Origin of the sequence: Candidatus Njordibacter sp. Uisw_056 (genome assembly GCF_047730085.1) — a bacterium.
Taxonomy (GTDB): Bacteria; Pseudomonadota; Gammaproteobacteria; order Pseudomonadales; family Balneatricaceae; genus Njordibacter.
Genome location: NZ_CP159830.1, coordinates 2,424,709 through 2,440,558, shown reverse-complemented (window position 1 = coordinate 2,440,558; position 15,850 = coordinate 2,424,709). Strand labels below are relative to the sequence as shown.

The 15,850-nt window shown below is 44.8% G+C and carries 15 protein-coding genes; 9 read left to right on the top strand and 6 right to left on the bottom strand.

Annotation, left to right across the window (positions count from 1 at the left end; translation table 11 throughout):
- Window positions 1–29 precede the first annotated feature (29 nt).
- A complete protein-coding gene (locus ABXT60_RS11710; RefSeq protein WP_443630321.1) occupies window positions 30–311 on the top strand; it encodes a hypothetical protein in 282 nt (93 codons plus the stop codon).
- Window positions 312–414: 103 nt separating this feature from the next.
- Here ABXT60_RS11710 and uvrA read toward each other — a convergent pair whose 3' ends face one another.
- On the bottom strand, window positions 415–3,243 hold the full coding sequence (uvrA, locus tag ABXT60_RS11705; RefSeq protein WP_443630320.1) for an excinuclease ABC subunit UvrA: 2,829 nt from the start codon (window positions 3,241–3,243) through the stop codon (window positions 415–417).
- A gap of 220 nt (window positions 3,244–3,463) precedes the next feature.
- Between uvrA and ssb the strand changes: the two genes are divergently transcribed.
- The 3 genes from ssb (at window position 3,464) to ABXT60_RS11690 (ending at window position 7,767) form a co-directional block, all read left to right on the top strand.
- The gene (gene ssb / locus ABXT60_RS11700; RefSeq protein WP_443630319.1) at window positions 3,464–4,021 is read left to right on the top strand and encodes a single-stranded DNA-binding protein; all 558 of its coding nucleotides are present in this window, start codon (window positions 3,464–3,466) and stop codon (window positions 4,019–4,021) included.
- Between the two features lie 539 nt (window positions 4,022–4,560).
- Window positions 4,561–5,220: a hypothetical protein gene (locus ABXT60_RS11695; RefSeq protein ID WP_443630318.1), complete on the top strand. Its 660-nt coding sequence runs from the start codon at window positions 4,561–4,563 to the stop codon at window positions 5,218–5,220.
- Window positions 5,221–6,558: 1,338 nt separating this feature from the next.
- Window positions 6,559–7,767, top strand: a complete 1,209-nt coding sequence (locus tag ABXT60_RS11690; protein WP_443630317.1) for an MFS transporter — start codon at window positions 6,559–6,561, stop codon at window positions 7,765–7,767.
- Here ABXT60_RS11690 and ABXT60_RS11685 read toward each other — a convergent pair.
- From ABXT60_RS11685 to cobO, 5 genes are all read right to left on the bottom strand, one after another.
- Window positions 7,723–8,928 carry a CaiB/BaiF CoA transferase family protein gene (locus ABXT60_RS11685; RefSeq protein ID WP_443630316.1) on the bottom strand — a complete coding sequence of 402 codons (1,206 nt, stop codon included), beginning with the start codon at window positions 8,926–8,928 and terminating at the stop codon, window positions 7,723–7,725. The genes ABXT60_RS11690 and ABXT60_RS11685 overlap by 45 nt on opposite strands.
- A 2-nt stretch (window positions 8,929–8,930) precedes the next feature.
- A complete protein-coding gene (gene fldB, locus ABXT60_RS11680; protein WP_443630315.1) occupies window positions 8,931–9,446 on the bottom strand; it encodes a flavodoxin FldB in 516 nt (171 codons plus the stop codon).
- 242 nt (window positions 9,447–9,688) lie between these two features.
- Window positions 9,689–10,465, bottom strand: coding sequence for an anti-sigma factor (locus ABXT60_RS11675; RefSeq protein WP_443630314.1), 777 nt, complete (start codon window positions 10,463–10,465; stop codon window positions 9,689–9,691).
- A complete protein-coding gene (locus tag ABXT60_RS11670) occupies window positions 10,444–11,046 on the bottom strand; it encodes a sigma-70 family RNA polymerase sigma factor (protein ID WP_443630313.1) in 603 nt (200 codons plus the stop codon). Before ABXT60_RS11670 ends, ABXT60_RS11675 begins: the two co-directional genes overlap by 22 nt.
- Entirely contained in the window at window positions 11,036–11,641 is a 606-nt protein-coding gene (gene cobO, locus ABXT60_RS11665; RefSeq protein WP_443630312.1) for a cob(I)yrinic acid a,c-diamide adenosyltransferase, read from the bottom strand. Before cobO ends, ABXT60_RS11670 begins: the two co-directional genes overlap by 11 nt.
- Before the next feature lie 164 nt (window positions 11,642–11,805).
- Here cobO and cobU point away from each other — a divergent pair, with 164 nt between their 5' ends.
- From cobU to ABXT60_RS11640, 5 genes are all read left to right on the top strand, one after another.
- Window positions 11,806–12,357: a bifunctional adenosylcobinamide kinase/adenosylcobinamide-phosphate guanylyltransferase gene (cobU, locus tag ABXT60_RS11660; protein WP_443630311.1), complete on the top strand. Its 552-nt coding sequence runs from the start codon at window positions 11,806–11,808 to the stop codon at window positions 12,355–12,357.
- 18 nt (window positions 12,358–12,375) lie between these two features.
- On the top strand, window positions 12,376–13,431 hold the full coding sequence (gene cobT, locus ABXT60_RS11655) for a nicotinate-nucleotide--dimethylbenzimidazole phosphoribosyltransferase (protein ID WP_443630310.1): 1,056 nt from the start codon (window positions 12,376–12,378) through the stop codon (window positions 13,429–13,431).
- Window positions 13,432–13,447: 16 nt separating this feature from the next.
- On the top strand, window positions 13,448–14,050 hold the full coding sequence (locus tag ABXT60_RS11650) for a histidine phosphatase family protein (RefSeq protein WP_443630309.1): 603 nt from the start codon (window positions 13,448–13,450) through the stop codon (window positions 14,048–14,050).
- Window positions 14,051–14,060: 10 nt separating this feature from the next.
- Entirely contained in the window at window positions 14,061–14,864 is an 804-nt protein-coding gene (locus ABXT60_RS11645; protein ID WP_443630308.1) for an adenosylcobinamide-GDP ribazoletransferase, read from the top strand.
- Between the two features lie 129 nt (window positions 14,865–14,993).
- The gene (locus tag ABXT60_RS11640; protein ID WP_443630307.1) at window positions 14,994–15,839 is read left to right on the top strand and encodes a methylenetetrahydrofolate reductase; all 846 of its coding nucleotides are present in this window, start codon (window positions 14,994–14,996) and stop codon (window positions 15,837–15,839) included.
- Window positions 15,840–15,850: the final 11 nt, after the last annotated feature.

Sequence of the window (15,850 nt, the reverse complement as noted above, 5' to 3'; positions counted from 1 at the left end):
TCATTCAAATATCTGTATAAGGAAATTTAATGTCTCATACTCCAGAATATTTAGTGGACCAAGTGCAAAATGTAAATGTACAAGGGCCTTTAGTCACAGTTACTTATGGCCGATCAGGGCCAGCATCTGGGCCAGATGATAAAGCCACTGAGCTGTTAGAAAAGTTACAAGTGACAATGACCACCCCCAACTTTGTTAATACGGTTAATGCGCTTAATCGAATTGTGAAACGCATGTCGGAGCAAAAGAAAGCACAGAAAGATGAAGCAGAAAAACAAAGTAAAGCCCTTGATGAGGCAGAAAAGGCCTAAGGGTAGCAGGGCATATCAGGCCTAAGGACGAGTTATGAGGGCCTATACAAGGGCCGTCTAATAGCACCACCTATCCTTTATAACCTGCTATTTAGGCCCCACTTTACTTCGCTAGCAAGGGTCCTAAGAAGCGCCCAGTATGGGACGCTGGATTTGCTGCTACCTGTTCTGGGGTTCCAGTGGCAATGATCTGGCCGCCTTTATTACCCCCTTCTGGTCCTAAATCTACAACCCAGTCTGCAGTTTTAATAACATCTAGGTTGTGCTCAATTACGACCACAGTATTACCATGGTCGCGTAGCCGATGCAGGACCACCAATAGTTGCTGAATGTCAGCAAAATGAAGGCCGGTCGTGGGTTCGTCCAAAATATATAAGGTTTGGCCCGTATCACGCTTAGATAGCTCCCGTGAAAGCTTCACCCGCTGGGCTTCACCACCGGAAAGAGTAGTGGCATTTTGACCTAGGCAAATGTAACTTAGACCCACATCCATTAGGGTTTTTAAACGTCTATGGATCATAGGTACGGCGGCAAAAAAATCTACTGCAGTTTCTACAGTCATGCCAAGTACTTCAGTAATGTTTTTGCCTTTGTACTGTACTTCTAATGTTTCGCGGTTGTAGCGCTTGCCCTTACACACGTCACAGGGTACGTAAACGTCTGGCAAGAAATGCATTTCAACTTTAATGACACCATCGCCCTGACACGCTTCACAACGACCACCTTTAACGTTAAAACTGAATCGGCCAGGCTTGTAGCCACGAGAGCGAGACTCTTGAGTACCCGCAAAAAGTTCTCTAATAGGGGTAAAAATGCCAGTGTAAGTGGCAGGGTTAGAGCGTGGTGTGCGGCCAATGGGGCTTTGGTCTATGTCTACCACCTTGTCCATTAGGTTAAGGCCTTGCACCTGCGTGTGAGGGGCGGCTACCAATGTAGTGGCCTTATTTAACAAGGTTGCTGCTAAAGGATAAAGTGTGGCATTGATTAAAGTTGACTTACCGGAGCCAGAAACGCCAGTGACACAGGTCATTAAGCCTAAAGGAATGGCAAGGTCTACACTTTGTAAGTTATTGCCTGTCGCACCTAACAGCTTTAGCCATTGGCCTTTTGGTGGTTTGTTGCGTTTGTCTGGCAAAGGAATGCTTTTAACGCCACTTAAATATTGCCCAGTAAGAGAGTCAGGGTTAGCCATCACCTCTTCTGGCGTGCCTTGGGCCACTATCTGGCCGCCATGAACACCTGCGCCAGGGCCAATATCGATCACATGGTCTGCAAGGCGCACTGCTTCTTCGTCATGCTCTACTACAATAACTGTGTTGCCAAGGTCTCGCAGGTGAACAAGGGTTTTTAACAGGCGTTCATTGTCTCGCTGGTGTAAGCCAATAGAAGGCTCATCAAGGATATACATCACACCTACTAAGCCAGCACCAATTTGGCTTGCAAGGCGTATGCGCTGGGCTTCCCCACCAGAAAGAGTGTCGGCATTGCGGTCTAGGGTTAGGTAATCTAGGCCCACGTTCACCAAGAAGTCTAGGCGCAAGCGAATTTCTTTAAGAATTTTATCTGCAATCTGGCCTTGTTTGCCTGACAGCTGCAGGTTGCCAAAATAGTCTGAACAGGCGCCTACTGCTTTACTGGTAATTTGGGGCAGGTTTAGGCCATCAATGAACACGTGACGCGCTTCTACTCGCAAACGGCTGCCGTCGCAGCTGGGGCAGGGTTGCATGTTAAGGTATTTGCCAAGGTCTTCGCGAACCATGTTAGATTCGGTCTCTCGGTAACGCCTTTGCATGTTATTAATGATGCCTTCAAAGGGATGATTGCGGGTTATTTTGTCACCACGGTCGTTAATATAATTAAACTCAACGGGCACTTTACCAGTGCCATAAAGGATAAGTTTTTGAACATCAGCTCCCAGTTCTTGCCAAGCGGTGTCCATGCTAAAACCGTAATGGTTAGCCATAGCGCTCAGCAGACCATAGTAATAAATAGACCTGCGATCCCAGCCTCTAACGGCGCCTTCAGATAAACTGTTAGCGGGCTGTTGTACCACTTTTCCGGCATCAAAAAACTGGCGAATACCTAGGCCATCGCAGCTTTGGCACGCACCAGAGGGGCTGTTAAAACTAAATAAACGGGGTTCTAATTCTGCTATAGAATGGCCACAGGTAGGGCAGGCAAAACGTGATGAAAAGATCATCTCTGGTGCTGCTGGATCATCCATCGAGGCAACTTTAGCAATGCCATCTGTTAGGTTTAAAGCTGTTTCAAAAGACTCTGCTAAGCGCAGCTGCAAGCCAGGCTTTACTTTAAAGCGGTCTATAACCACCTCTATGGTATGTTTTTTATTCTTTTCTAAGTCGGGTGCATCATCCAAGTCACACAGGGTGCCGTCTATGCGAGCACGTATGTAGCCTTGGCTGCGCAGCTCATCTAGGGTATGTAAGTGCTCACCTTTACGGTTCTGTACTACTGGCGCAAGGAGCATTAAGCGCTGCTCAGCTTCTTGAGCCAATACCTGATCCACCATTTGGCTTACAGTTTGAGCAGCAAGCGGAAGGTCATGATCTGGGCAACGTGGTTCGCCAGCACGGGCAAATAGCAGCCGCAAGTAATCGTAGATTTCAGTAATGGTGCCCACGGTAGAGCGTGGGTTGTGCGACGTGGACTTTTGTTCAATTGAAATAGCAGGAGAAAGGCCTTCAATGTGATCAATGTCGGGCTTTTCCATGATCGATAAGAACTGCCTAGCGTAGGTGGACAGAGACTCCACATAGCGCCTTTGGCCTTCTGCATAAAGGGTATCAAATGCCAACGAAGATTTACCAGAACCCGAAAGCCCAGTAATGACCACTAGCTTGTCTCGTGGGATATCAATGTCTATATTCTTTAAATTGTGGGTGCGCGCGCCGCGTACTATTATCGTGTCCATGAATAAATCCGCTAAGGGCCAAACCGACCATTATAGGCATAACCTCAGCCCTATAACAGCATTTAAAGATGGTCTGGACAGACCACAGTAAAATAAGCGGTTTAGGCTTTGAATAATAGCCACATAAGGCCTATAATTTTCACCCAATTTGAATTAATTGGACACTTTCTAGTGTGCTAACACATACAGCAACTCAATACTCATACATCAGGAGAAGATCATGGCACGAGGCGTAAACAAAGTTATATTAGTCGGTAATGTGGGCGGTGACCCAGAAACAAAATACATGCCCAGTGGTGGTGCAGTAACAAACCTTAGTATAGCCACATCAGAATCCTGGAAAGATAAACAAACAGGTCAACCCCAAGAGCGCACAGAATGGCACCGAGTGGTGTTTTTTAACCGTTTGGCTGAAATTGCTAGTGAATATGTACGTAAAGGTTCAAAGGTTTATGTGGAAGGTTCTTTGCGCACACGCCAGTGGGAACAAGACGGCGTAAAACGCTATAGCACTGAAATAGTGGCTTCTGAAATGCAAATGCTAGACAGTCGCCAAGGTGGTGCTCAAGACGGTGGTAACGCAGGTGGTTTTGCGCCGAATCAAGGTGGTCAAGCACCGCAGCAGAACTACAACCAGCAAGCGTCCCAAGGTCGCCCACAACAGCAGCAGTCCTATCAGCAGCAGCCCCCAGCGCAACAGCAACCACAAGCCCAACAACAGCCACAGCAACAAGCAGGTGGTTTTGATGATGGGTTTGATGACGATATTCCTTTTTAGCACATAGTTAATTAATAACTGTAAAGTTAAACGTTAAAAACCATGCAAACCCACTGATAATAGTGGGTTTTTTTATTCTTACACTTTATTTTTATAGTGTGGTAACCGTCACTAAACTTATATATAAATAAAGCTCCTTCCCGGAAACTTGGTAAAGATACCCAGCTATAATAGATGCTTTCTTTGTATAAGGCTGTGCCGAATAGCGGCACTGCACACCTAAAAAATATGTTTGCATTCAATAAGGTATTTTCCTAAATGAGGATTAACTGCCCAATTAAGGCGTTCAGTAAATGAACAAATCGCCATTTAAGGTGTTCATTTACTGAACAAGCTCTTTCTTTAACAATACACATTGCCTAAGATACTTTTGGCGATTTTAGTTGATCTCCAGATTACTGAGTTCTAAAAATCCAGCTACTTTAAACCGCTCAAATAAACAGCACCAACAGTTACTTTAGGGCAGCTAAGTAAAAAAATAGCCCATTAGAACTAACGCCATCTAATCTAACTCTAATATATTTTAAAAAGGAAAAAATATGTTTACCAAAAAAATTGTCACCTTCGCCTCATTAGCAGTAGCATCTTCAACAGTTTTTGCAGAGGTTGGTGATATTTCTATCGGTGTGGGCGCTGGTCTTACTCAAGGCACTGGTTTTGAAATCGGTTATGAAGTAAGTGAAAACGTTACTGTGCGCGCTGTTAGTTACTCTGGTGAGTTATCCAGAACTGAAAGTTTAGATGACATTAGTTACGCTATGACCATTAAGACTGAAACCCCAGGTTTGATGGTCGATTTCTACCCTAGTGAAGGTCGTAGCTTCCGCCTTACGGCTGGCGCCGTTGATAATGGTAATGGCCTATCCGCTACGGCGGCTGCAGCAGTTAGTTATGATATCGGTCAAAACACCTACGCAGCTGCTGACGTGGGCAGTTTGAAGAGTGAAATCGCGTTTTCGGGCATCACTCCTTATGTGGGTTTGGGGTATCAAATGCATGCCACGAAGCAATTATCCATTGATTTTGATGCAGGTATGTTGATAGGTAGCGCACCTGTCGTGACCATGACCACTAGTGGTACTCCTGTTGGCGGCACATTTGAAGCAGATCTGGAAGAAGAACGTAAGGGTTTAGAAGGCGATTTATCTTCTTTTAGATATCTGCCGATGGCTAAAATTGCATTGACATACAAGTTCTAAATTCACCTTAGGGCTTAACTATCACTTTATTTTCTTGAAATATAAAACGGGAAAGAAAAGGAAAAAAGGTGCTCAGCAATTGGACACCTAATTTTATTTCAGTCCTAGACCGTTTTATGGTTGTCCATGCAGCTTTAATCGGATAAAAATTATTGACATTTAAGCTTATGTATTTTAAAAAATAACGAAAAGAGATAAAGATAACGGCAAAGGGCTCAGTCTACGTGATGATGATAATTTGGACAGGCATTTTTTTGGAGTAGGTGCTGTGTTTGAGTATCTTGACATACACGCCGTTATAGTTGGTTGGTTTGTATCCGCCACTCATGAAGTTAAATCCACAGGGAGGTTTTTTGGCAGATCCACACTATAACTTTACAAAGGCAGAGATGGTAGAACCCTTAAACTACAGAAATGAGTGGTATAGGACCTTGGAGAGGGAAGTGCTTAGCGTTTCTTACTTTAGTAATGCTTTAAATCAAAAAAGGGGGGGAGATAAGTATCCGTAATCTGGTGACCCCTATGGTTCGTTTTATAGATGTGCACGCAGGCACCGTGTGGTCGTGGTTTTGTGTGATTGGTTGCTTCATTGAATTAATGGCCATCTTCAAAGCTAGAAAGGACAATGGTGACAACGGAATATCAGAATTCGATTACTAGCCACTCATATTAAAACAGATCAATTAAAAGGCCACATTTGTGGGCTTTTTGCTTTATGGGATAAGTATTAACATGTTTTTAAGCACCAATCTTAGCCACTTTTTGAAGCCAATTAATTCTTTGTTACCAATAATCCACAAGTGATACCTAAATTTAACAAACATCAATGCGCTTAAGGCCAAGATCGCACTGCAAAAAAGGATGTTGATAATGCCGGAAGAACCAAATAGTTTATAAGTGGTGTAAGCAAACACCAGGATCAAAAAATAGCCAAGATAGTTGTTTGTTTTTAATGACGGTCAAAAAAGATGAGCATGGACAAGGTGCCCATCCGCATATAATGAATCCAATCAGTTAGTTGTTATATGGAATCTTAAAAATACATTACATTAAAAGTGTAAATATAAATGCTATTAGATAGGTAAAGTAGCGCTTAAATTTACTTTTTTTTGTAAAGTTAAGATTGTGTTGGTTGTGTATTTATTCTACTAAAATCATTATGTTATGCAACTAACTCGTTAATCATTTATTGATTTTTATGTAAACTAATCTTTTAATAGAAGCTTGATAGATTTCAATTAAGTGTTACATTACAAGCCCCTCATTTTAGGGGCTTTTTTAGTTTTTGATATATCTTAATGTATGCAGTGTGTGAATGTCTCTGCTAGAGGTAGGCCTATGTTGTTTAAATTGTTTTTGCCCTTTGCTTTTGGTTACTTTTTATCGTTTTTGTACCGTGTTGTAAACGTAGCTATTGCGCCAGATTTGGTGCAAGAGTTTGGTTTAAATGCTAATCAAATGGGTTTGGTGAGTAGTGCCTATTTATTAACGTTTGCTTTGTGTCAGTTGCCCTTAGGGTTATTGCTAGACCGTTATGAAAGCCGCAAAGTTAGCGCCGCTCTTTTGTTAATTGCAGCACTGGGTTCATTAGTATTTGCCTCTGCAGATTCTGCTGTAGGGTTGCTAATAGGGCGTGGGCTTATTGGTATTGGTGTATCAGCCTGTTTAATGGCTGCATTTACCGCCTATGCCAACCTTTTGCCTTCAGAAAAACTGCCTTTAGTAAACGGTTTGCAATTAATGGCGGGTGGCTTAGGTGTGATCTCGGCGTCAACGCCTGTGCAATGGTTTTTAACCTGGGGTGATTGGAGGCTGCTATTTCAGGGTATGGCAGTGGCCTCTGTTTTGGCCAGCGTGCTGGTTTATAGCTTGGTACCTAAGTATGAAATCAGTTCTAATGGGCAGGGTTTAAAGCAGCAACTAGCAGAGCTATGGCAGGTGGTTAAAAGCCCTAGCTTCTACCAAATGGCGCCCATATCAGTAGCAACTCAGGGTGTTTTTGGCGCTTTTGTTGGCTTGTGGTCTGGGTACTGGTTGAGAGACTATTTAGCATTATCTAACACAGAATCGGCGCAGATTATTCTTACCATGGCTGTTTCTATGACTGCCGGGTTTGTTGTTTTAGGCTGGCTTGCAGCAAGCCTACAGCGCTTTGGTGTGAATGCCTATGTGGTCAGCGTTTCAGGCATGCTAGTTTACATGCTAAGCCAATGGGTAATTATAAATGAATGGAGCCAGTGGCATCATTTATGGTGGGGGCTAAGTGGCTTTTTTGGTACTTCTGGGGTGCTTATGTACGCTTATTTGTCTCAATCTGTCCCTAAAGACTTAGTAGGGCGCACTAACACCAGCCTAAACCTGTGTGTATTTGTTGTGGCTTTTTTGTGCCAGTGGGGTTTAGGTATAGTGATTAACTTATGGCCTGCAGATGCCATGGGTGTATACCCACAAACAGCCTATGCCACTGCATGGTTTTGGGCATTAGGGCTGCAGGTATTAGCTTTAATGTGGTTTGTTTATAACGCCATCTTTAGCAAGCTGCGCTAACTGCACAGCAGACAAACCCAATAACTCACTTAACACCTGGTGATTGTGGCTACCGAGCTCTGGCCCGGGCCAGAGTGTGGCACCTGGGGTTTTGTTGAGCTTTGGTAAAATAGCAGGAATTTTTAATGTTTCGCCATTAATTTGCACGTTTTCGAATAACCCGCGGGCATTAAAGTGCTCATCATTAACCATGTCTTCTACGTTATAAATGGGCCCACCTGGCACCTTGTTTATATCAAGAATATGCAAAATGTAGCTAGAATCATTTTCTGCACACCAAGAGCTCAGTGCCTGGTCTATTTTGGCTTCATGTTCTACGCGGCCTGCATTAGATGACAGTGCGGGGTCTTGAGCCATTTCTGGGTAGCCAGCAGCGGTCATTAATCGCTGAAATATAGAGTCTCCATTACCTCCAATCACCACATACTTGCCGTCTAAGCAGCGGTAGGTGTTGGTGGGCACAATGCCAGTAACAGTGCTGCCAGAGGGTTGCCGAATAACATTGGCACCATCGTATTCTGGGATGACCGCTTCCATTAAATTAAACATAGATTCGTACAAGGCCACGTCTACTACTTGGCCTGTGCCACTATTTTTTTGTTCAAGCAGCGCTAAACAGATACCTAGTGCAGCGTGAATGCCAGAAATGGTGTCGCCAATACTAAGGTTAGGCCTCACTGGTGCTTGTTCTGGATGACCGTTTACATAGCGAAAACCGCTAATGCCTTCACACACTGAGGCAAAGCCAGGTTTGCTAGCATAGGGGCCTGTTTGGCCATAGCCAGAGATGCGAGCATAAACCAGCTTTGGGTTTGATTGGTTAAATTCATCAGGCCCAATACCCCAGTTTTCTACCACCCCTGGACGAAAGTTTTCAATCACAATGTCGGCAGAGTTAATCAGTTGTTTAACTAGGGCAATGCCCGCTTTTGTTTTTAGATCTATAGTGACTGATTTTTTATTTCTAGCTAATGAATACCACCACAAAGAGGTGCCATCTTTCATCTGCCGCCAATTTCGTATGGGGTCACCCCCATGTGGAGATTCAATTTTGATGACTTCAGCACCAAAATAACCCAGCATGCAGCCTGCAAAGGGGCCTGCAAGTAACTGCCCTAGTTCAATGACCCGATAGCCTGATAAAGGCCCACTAGAATGCATAACTAGGCCTCATTTATTTCTTCTAATAGTTGCTGGCACCAGGCATTAACGCGCCGGTCTGTGAGTTCGTGTTGGCCGTCTTCGTCTACAGCTAAGCCTATAAATTGGCTACCATCAGCAGTAGTGGCTTTAGACACTTCAAACTCGTAGCCAGCAGTTGGCCAATAGCCAATGGCAGTAGCGCCTAGGCCTAGGCATTTGTCATGTAATAGCCCCATAGCGTCTTGGTACCATTCGGGGTAACCCACTTGGTCACCACACCCAAAAAAAGCCACTTGCATGCCTGTTAGATCTAACGCGTCTATCTCGTCCCAAATATCTTCCCAATCAGCTTGGAGCTCACCATAGTCCCAAGTTGGAATGCCGCAAATAACGGTGTCGTACTCTAGCATTAGACTTACAGAATCATCAGCTACGTTGTAGATGTCAACTTTATCAGAACCTAAGATGTCACGAATTTGGTCGGCAATGTCTTCTGTGTTGCCAGTAGTAGAACCAAAAAATAGTGCAATCGTCATGGTATAAATCTCAAAATAGCTATGAAGCTAAGTATAGGTGTAAATGAACGTATAAATGTAAGTGTATTAAAAAAACCTAGGAACTATTCTGAATTCTAAGCCATTTACTTGGCAGGTTGAATAGCTGTAGGTAAAGTGACATTGCTTTCCACAGTATTAGTGGCGATTTTATGGCCTGGGGTGACTCAGGCCATTTTTTATGTCTAAAAAGTACAGTTTGCTGTAGTGGTTTGAACACTAATTTAAATACTTATAATTGGCCCTGCCGCAGCCCTAACCCATGGCCCTTCAGACACTACTGGGCCCATGTCATAACCACTGTTAGCACCCTCAATACCTTCAATACTGATCACAACTTTGCCTTCTTGCATTAACTTTTGCCAGCTTGGTAAAGAAGTAATTTGCTCATTTAATGTAACCTGTATGCGGCCTTTTTTAGGCAATATGCCAAGTGAAATAGGCTCTTGTGAATCGACGATCAACCAAAGCTCACATACTTCGCTGGCGCCTAAAAGGTCTGGTGCGATGGTGTCTACAGACACGTGCTGCTGCGCTATAGAGGCATTAATGATCCAGGCTGGGTCATTATCAGTATTGTACATGACGTAATTTAAATCTGGTGAGGCGTAGGGTAGCGCTGATAGGTTAACCTTTTGCTGGTCTATACTCACAATGCCAGTCCATGGTGATAATGCCATCACTAAAGATAAAGCTAAAGCTGAAGCGCTAACAGCTTGCCAAAGTTTTAGACTATTAAGCCAATGCTGCCAAGGGGGTTGATGCCCTAGTTGGTCTGCAATGCGGGGCCATAGAGTTTTAGGTGCAGCCACAGGTTTAAAGTCATGTAAACCTGTTTGCACGTGTTGCTGCCATTGGGCTACCTTAACTTGAGTGTCGTGGCTAACGGCCAATAAGGCTTCAAATGCAGCCTTTTGCTGCGCATCAAGGCTACCCAAGGCATATTCAGCAGCGGCTAAATCAATATCATCTAGTTGGCTTAAATTATATGTGTCAGACATTCTCTTAATCCCAATAACCCACGCCTAATCCAAGTTTTAACACTGCCCAAAGGCAGGTTAAGTTGGGCAGCCACCTGAGGGTGAGCTAACCCGTCAAAATAAGCCAGCTGTAAACACTGGCGTTGGTTCTCTTTTAGTTGTGCTAAACAGGTATGAATTGCCCGTTGTTCTTGTGCCAGACTAACTTGTTTTTCTTGGCTCGGGCTTTGGTCCGCCAGCTGCGCTAGGGTTTCATCGCTAGTGTCATGCATTTTTTGGTGTTTGTTTTTACGCAATAAATCTAACGCTTGGTTGCGCACAATTGCGTTAAGCCAAGTGATCGGTTTGGCTTTAGTGGCATTAAATTGTTGCGAATTGTGCCACACCTTTACAAACGCCAACTGCAAACAATCTTCCGCTAAGTCCCTTTGTTGTAATATACGTAAGGCAAGCGCAAATAGATTCGCATTAGTGAGTTGGTATAAGCGCTTAAGGCTAGGTTCGTGCTGGTTAGCTATTTGTGCCAGCAGTGGCTCAAGTTCAGTATTAATGTGGAAGTTCCAAAACAATCGATTGAGGTTAACGTTTACTTTAAAATTCAATACCGCGCTGAGCTTTGATACCATTTCTAAATGCGTGTTTAATGTCTTTCACTTCGCTTACAGTATCACAGGCGGCAATTAACCCTTCTGGCGCACCCCGCCCTGTAATAACAAGGTTCATGTTAGCAGGCCGTTCAAGTATGGCTTGGGTCACTTTTTCGAGGTCTAACCAGCCTTGGGTAAACATGTAGGTGAGTTCATCTAACATTAAAAAATTAATTTTAGGGTCAGCTAATAACGTTGCAGCCAAGCTCCAAGCCTTTTCAGCCGCCGCTTTATCTTTTTCTAGGTTCTGGGTTTCCCAAGTAAAGCCAGCCCCCATAGCGTGGTAGGAAACCAAAGGCAGTTGGCTAAAAAATAGCTCTTCACCACATTCCCACTCTCCTTTAATAAACTGTACTACGGCGCAATTATGGCCATAGCCTAAGCTACGTGCCAGCATGCCAAAGGCAGAACTGCTTTTGCCTTTACCGTTACCTGTAAGCAGCACAGATACGCCTTGTTCTTTATCAGCTTGAGCAATCTTTTTGTCGATTTGCTCTTTAACTTTGCTCATACGTTGCTGGTGTTTTTCGCTATTAACCGGTTTTTTCATAGTAATTTTCCTTAATGTATGCGGCATTTTACCCATAGGTGCACATGCGAACAAGGCGTAAATTGTAAGATTGATTTAACAGAGTCGCTTTTAAGTATTAAAGGCCAAGGGATCACTATAAACTGTGGCACATATTAATGACTTAAATTTCACGGATCCTCACCATGACGTCTCCCGTAGCATTGCGACAGCTGTTTTTAGGTGGTGCTCGATCAGGCAAAAGCGGTCTAGCCGAGCAAGCCGCCATAAATAGTGGCTTAGAGGTGATTTATGTGGCTACTGCACAAGTGAGCCATAGTCATGAACAAGGCAGCATGGCGCAAAGAGTGGCTATTCATAAACAACGTAGGCCAAGTCATTGGCGCTTAGTTGAAGAACCACTGGCACTAAGTCAAACTCTGCTGGAGCTAGATCAACGGCCCTGTTGTGTTCTGGTAGATTGCCTAACACTATGGCTTAGTAACCATCTTTGTGGCCCGTCTGCTGGCCTCGATGTGGCCCTAGAACAGCTAGTAACTCAGGTGAGCAATACCCGCCACCACCTTATTTTGGTCAGTAACGAAGTGGGGTCTGGTATTGTGCCTATGGGTGAACTAAGCCGCCAGTTTCAAGATTATTCGGGGCTGATGAATCAGCGCTTAGCACAGGTATGCGATGAGGTAACTTTGGCTGTAGCTGGGTTGCCATTAAATTTAAAAACTAAACCCTCACATTAACTAGAAGCAACACACACTATGACTCTTGATTGGATTTATAACCCATTAGCCGCCCTTAATAGTCACGCCAAAGAACAAGGCCTAGACCGCCAAGGGCAGCTTACCAAGCCGCTAGGATCTTTAGGCAGTTTAGAAGCCATGGCAGTGCGTTTATGCGCTATGCAAGGGGTTAGCAAGCCCAGTGTAGATAAAGCTCAAGTGGTGGTTTTTGCTGGTGACCATGGTGTAGCAGCGGAGAAGGTGTCTGCTTTTCCACAGGTAGTTACTGCAGAAATGGTAAAGAATTTTTCCCGAGGTGGGGCTGCTATCTGTGCTTTAGCACGGCAAAATAATGCCCAATTTGAAGTGGTGAATTTAGGCACAGTGGTGAATTTGCCAGCCATGGAACATGTAATAGACAATACTATTATGGAGGGCACCTCTAATTTTTCTGAGCAAGCTGCAATGACGCAGGCGCAGCTTAGCCAGGCAATGGCGGCTGGCAGGGCTGCAGTAGATCGAGCAGCAGCCAAAAATGTTACGCTGTTTATTGGCGGCGACATGGGCATTGCCAATACCTCAGCAGCCACGGCTTTGGCTGTGTGGGCTACAAAGCAGAGTGTGGCAAGTTTGGTGGGCCCAGGCACCGGTTTAGATGCACAAGGCGTATCTCACAAAGGCCAGGTAATAGAAGCGGCATTGGCGAAACATGCTGCAGCCATGACAAGCCCAGAGGACGCATTGCGTTATGTGGGTGGTTTAGAAATTGCCGCTTTAACAGGTGCATACATCCGTGCAGCGCAAGTGGGCATAGCCATTTTAGTGGATGGGTTTATTACGACTTCGGCAGCTATTATGGCGGCTAAAATACAACCTCAAATCGTTGATTGGATGTTTTTCGCTCATGCCTCTGCAGAGCCAGGCCACCAAACTATGATGGCCTCATTAGGCGCAGACACTATCCTAGATTTAGGCATGCGGCTAGGCGAAGGTAGTGGTGCTGGTGTGGCCTTGTCTATACTCAAGAGTGCCTGTGTCACTCATAACGAAATGGCTACCTTTGCAGAAGCTTCGGTTTCTGAAAAGTCGGCTTAACTAGGGCAGACCTGTTATGCAAATTAGTTTGTTGCGCCATGGAAAAACCACTGAAGATGGCATTTACCGTGGCCACACAGACGTGGCCTTAACCGACCACGGCTTAGCTCAAATGCAGCAAACGTATGCTGGTTTTTCTTTGCCAGTAGATTACCTTGTGAGTTCTCAGTTACAACGGTGTGCAAAATTTGCAGTGTTAATTGAGCCCAAGGAACAGTTAGATGAACGCTTCCAAGAAATGTCGTTTGGAGACTGGGATGGCAAGTCTCGCAGTGACATATGGAGCACACAGCCTGAGGCTGTGAATGCGTTTTGGAGCAACCCAATGGAAAGCTCGCCCCCCAACGGCGAATCTGTTTCGCAGCTGCAAACAAGGGCTATGGAAGCGCTTCACTACCATGTTAAATTAGCTATTACGCAAAAATGTGAACACATGCTTATTGTTACCCATGGCGGGGTAATTAGAGCAATTCTAGGTTCTGTGTTGCATATGACCCCCAAGGGGCTATTTAATTTAAACTTGCCCTATGGCGGCGTAGCACACCTACACCTAGCGTGTTTTGATAACGCTGACGGCCAGCCAGACTATCACTTAAGCCTAGATTTGGCCCCTAGTTAGGATGTTTGTAATGCTTAATCAACACTACCATGCATTGGTTTTGGCTTTTCAGTTCCTAACTCGAATACCAGTTTACCGTGTTTTTTCTATTGCCAGTACCATACCGTCACCACAAGTGGCTGGTAAGGCCTTGCTCTATTATCCTATTGTAGGGGCTGTTATTGGTGGTTGTTTAATTTTGTTACCAATAACGTTTAACTACGTGCACATAGCGGTAAGCCCACAAATACAGGCAGGCTTGGTGCTGGTGCTGTGGGTATGGATAACGGGTGGGTTGCACCTGGATGGCTTAGCCGATAGCGCCGATGCTTGGCTTGGTGGTTTTGGTGACAAGCAACGTACTCTAGATTTGATGAAAGACCCCACCTGTGGCCCAAGTGCCGTAGTCGTTTTAGTGTTAACGTTATTGCTAAAGTGGCTGGCGTTAAGCGAGGTGATTGCTCAGGGCCAAGGGGCAAACACATACTGGTGGATACTACTGGTGTTGGTGCCTGTTTTGGCACGTTTTCAAGTGATGCTTTTAGTAGCGCATACGCCCTACGTTAGAGGCAAAGGTTTGGGTACGCAGCTTAAGAGGCAAGCGCAGGCCAAGTGGGTTTGGTTTTGGCTGTTATCATTAATTGCATTCATGCTATACCAAAATCTGTGGTTGTCATTTTCTTTGGTGTTAACGGTGGGTCTAGGTTACTACTTTATGCGCCGTTTAATGTTGCAGCGTATAAATGGTTGGACTGGCGATACGGCAGGTGCAAGCATTGAGGTAACCGAATTACTGGTATTATTAGTCATGGCTATGGCTGTTTCAATGGGTTAACAAACCTTAGTTAATAGCACCGTAACTTGAATTTTATTCATCTTTAGTATAAATCTCTCACCCAGCAGTCTATTCTAAACTGGCATAATAGTGGCCCCCTGATGTGTTATATCAATGCTGGAGCCTGCTTTGACTGGTCGTTATTCTTTTGAATTTTTCCCACCTAAATCTAGTGTCAGTAGCTTGGCCTTAGACACTTGCCTTGCGCACTTAGAGCCTTGGCAACCACAATTTTGTTCAATGACATACGGTGCCGGCGGTTCAAGCCAGACCGAAAGCTTTAGCGCTATTCAACGCTTACAAAAACGTGGCCATGTTGCTGCCGCGCACATTACCGCCGTGGGTGCGAGTAGAGGCCAAGTAAATCAGGCCGCTAAAGCCTTTATTGAAGCTGGCGTAGATCACTTGGTGGCCTTGCGTGGTGATAGCCCAAGTGGAGAGTTTATTTCCCACCCACAGGGCTATGCCTATGGTGCCGATTTAGTGGCAGGGCTGCGACACTGGTTTAATGGCACTATTTCTGTGGCTGCCTACCCAGAAACACACCCAGAGGCCAGCAGTGCTGCTGCAGACATGGGGCATTTGGCCGCTAAGGTAGCAGCTGGGGCTAGCCAGGTAATGACCCAGTATTGTTATAACACAGACGCCTTACTAAGGTTTGCCGAGCGTATGCGTGGGCACGCTATTAATGTGCCCATAGTGGTTGGCGTAATGCCTATTCATGATATACAGGCCATTCAACGTTTCTCAGCACGCTGTGGCGCTTCGGTGCCAAACAAAATTGTAGCCCAGTTTGAAAAGCTAAGTGACTCTGATGACCAATTTCAACTGGCTGTAGAAATTGCCTTAAAGCAAATCGATCAATTAGCCGAGCATGGGCTTGATCAAGTGCATTTGTATACTTTAAATAGACCCCAGTGGGTGCAAGGAATTTTGTGCGGCCTAGGCGGACCTAGGTTAGCTAAAAGTGCGTAAACACCCTGCAT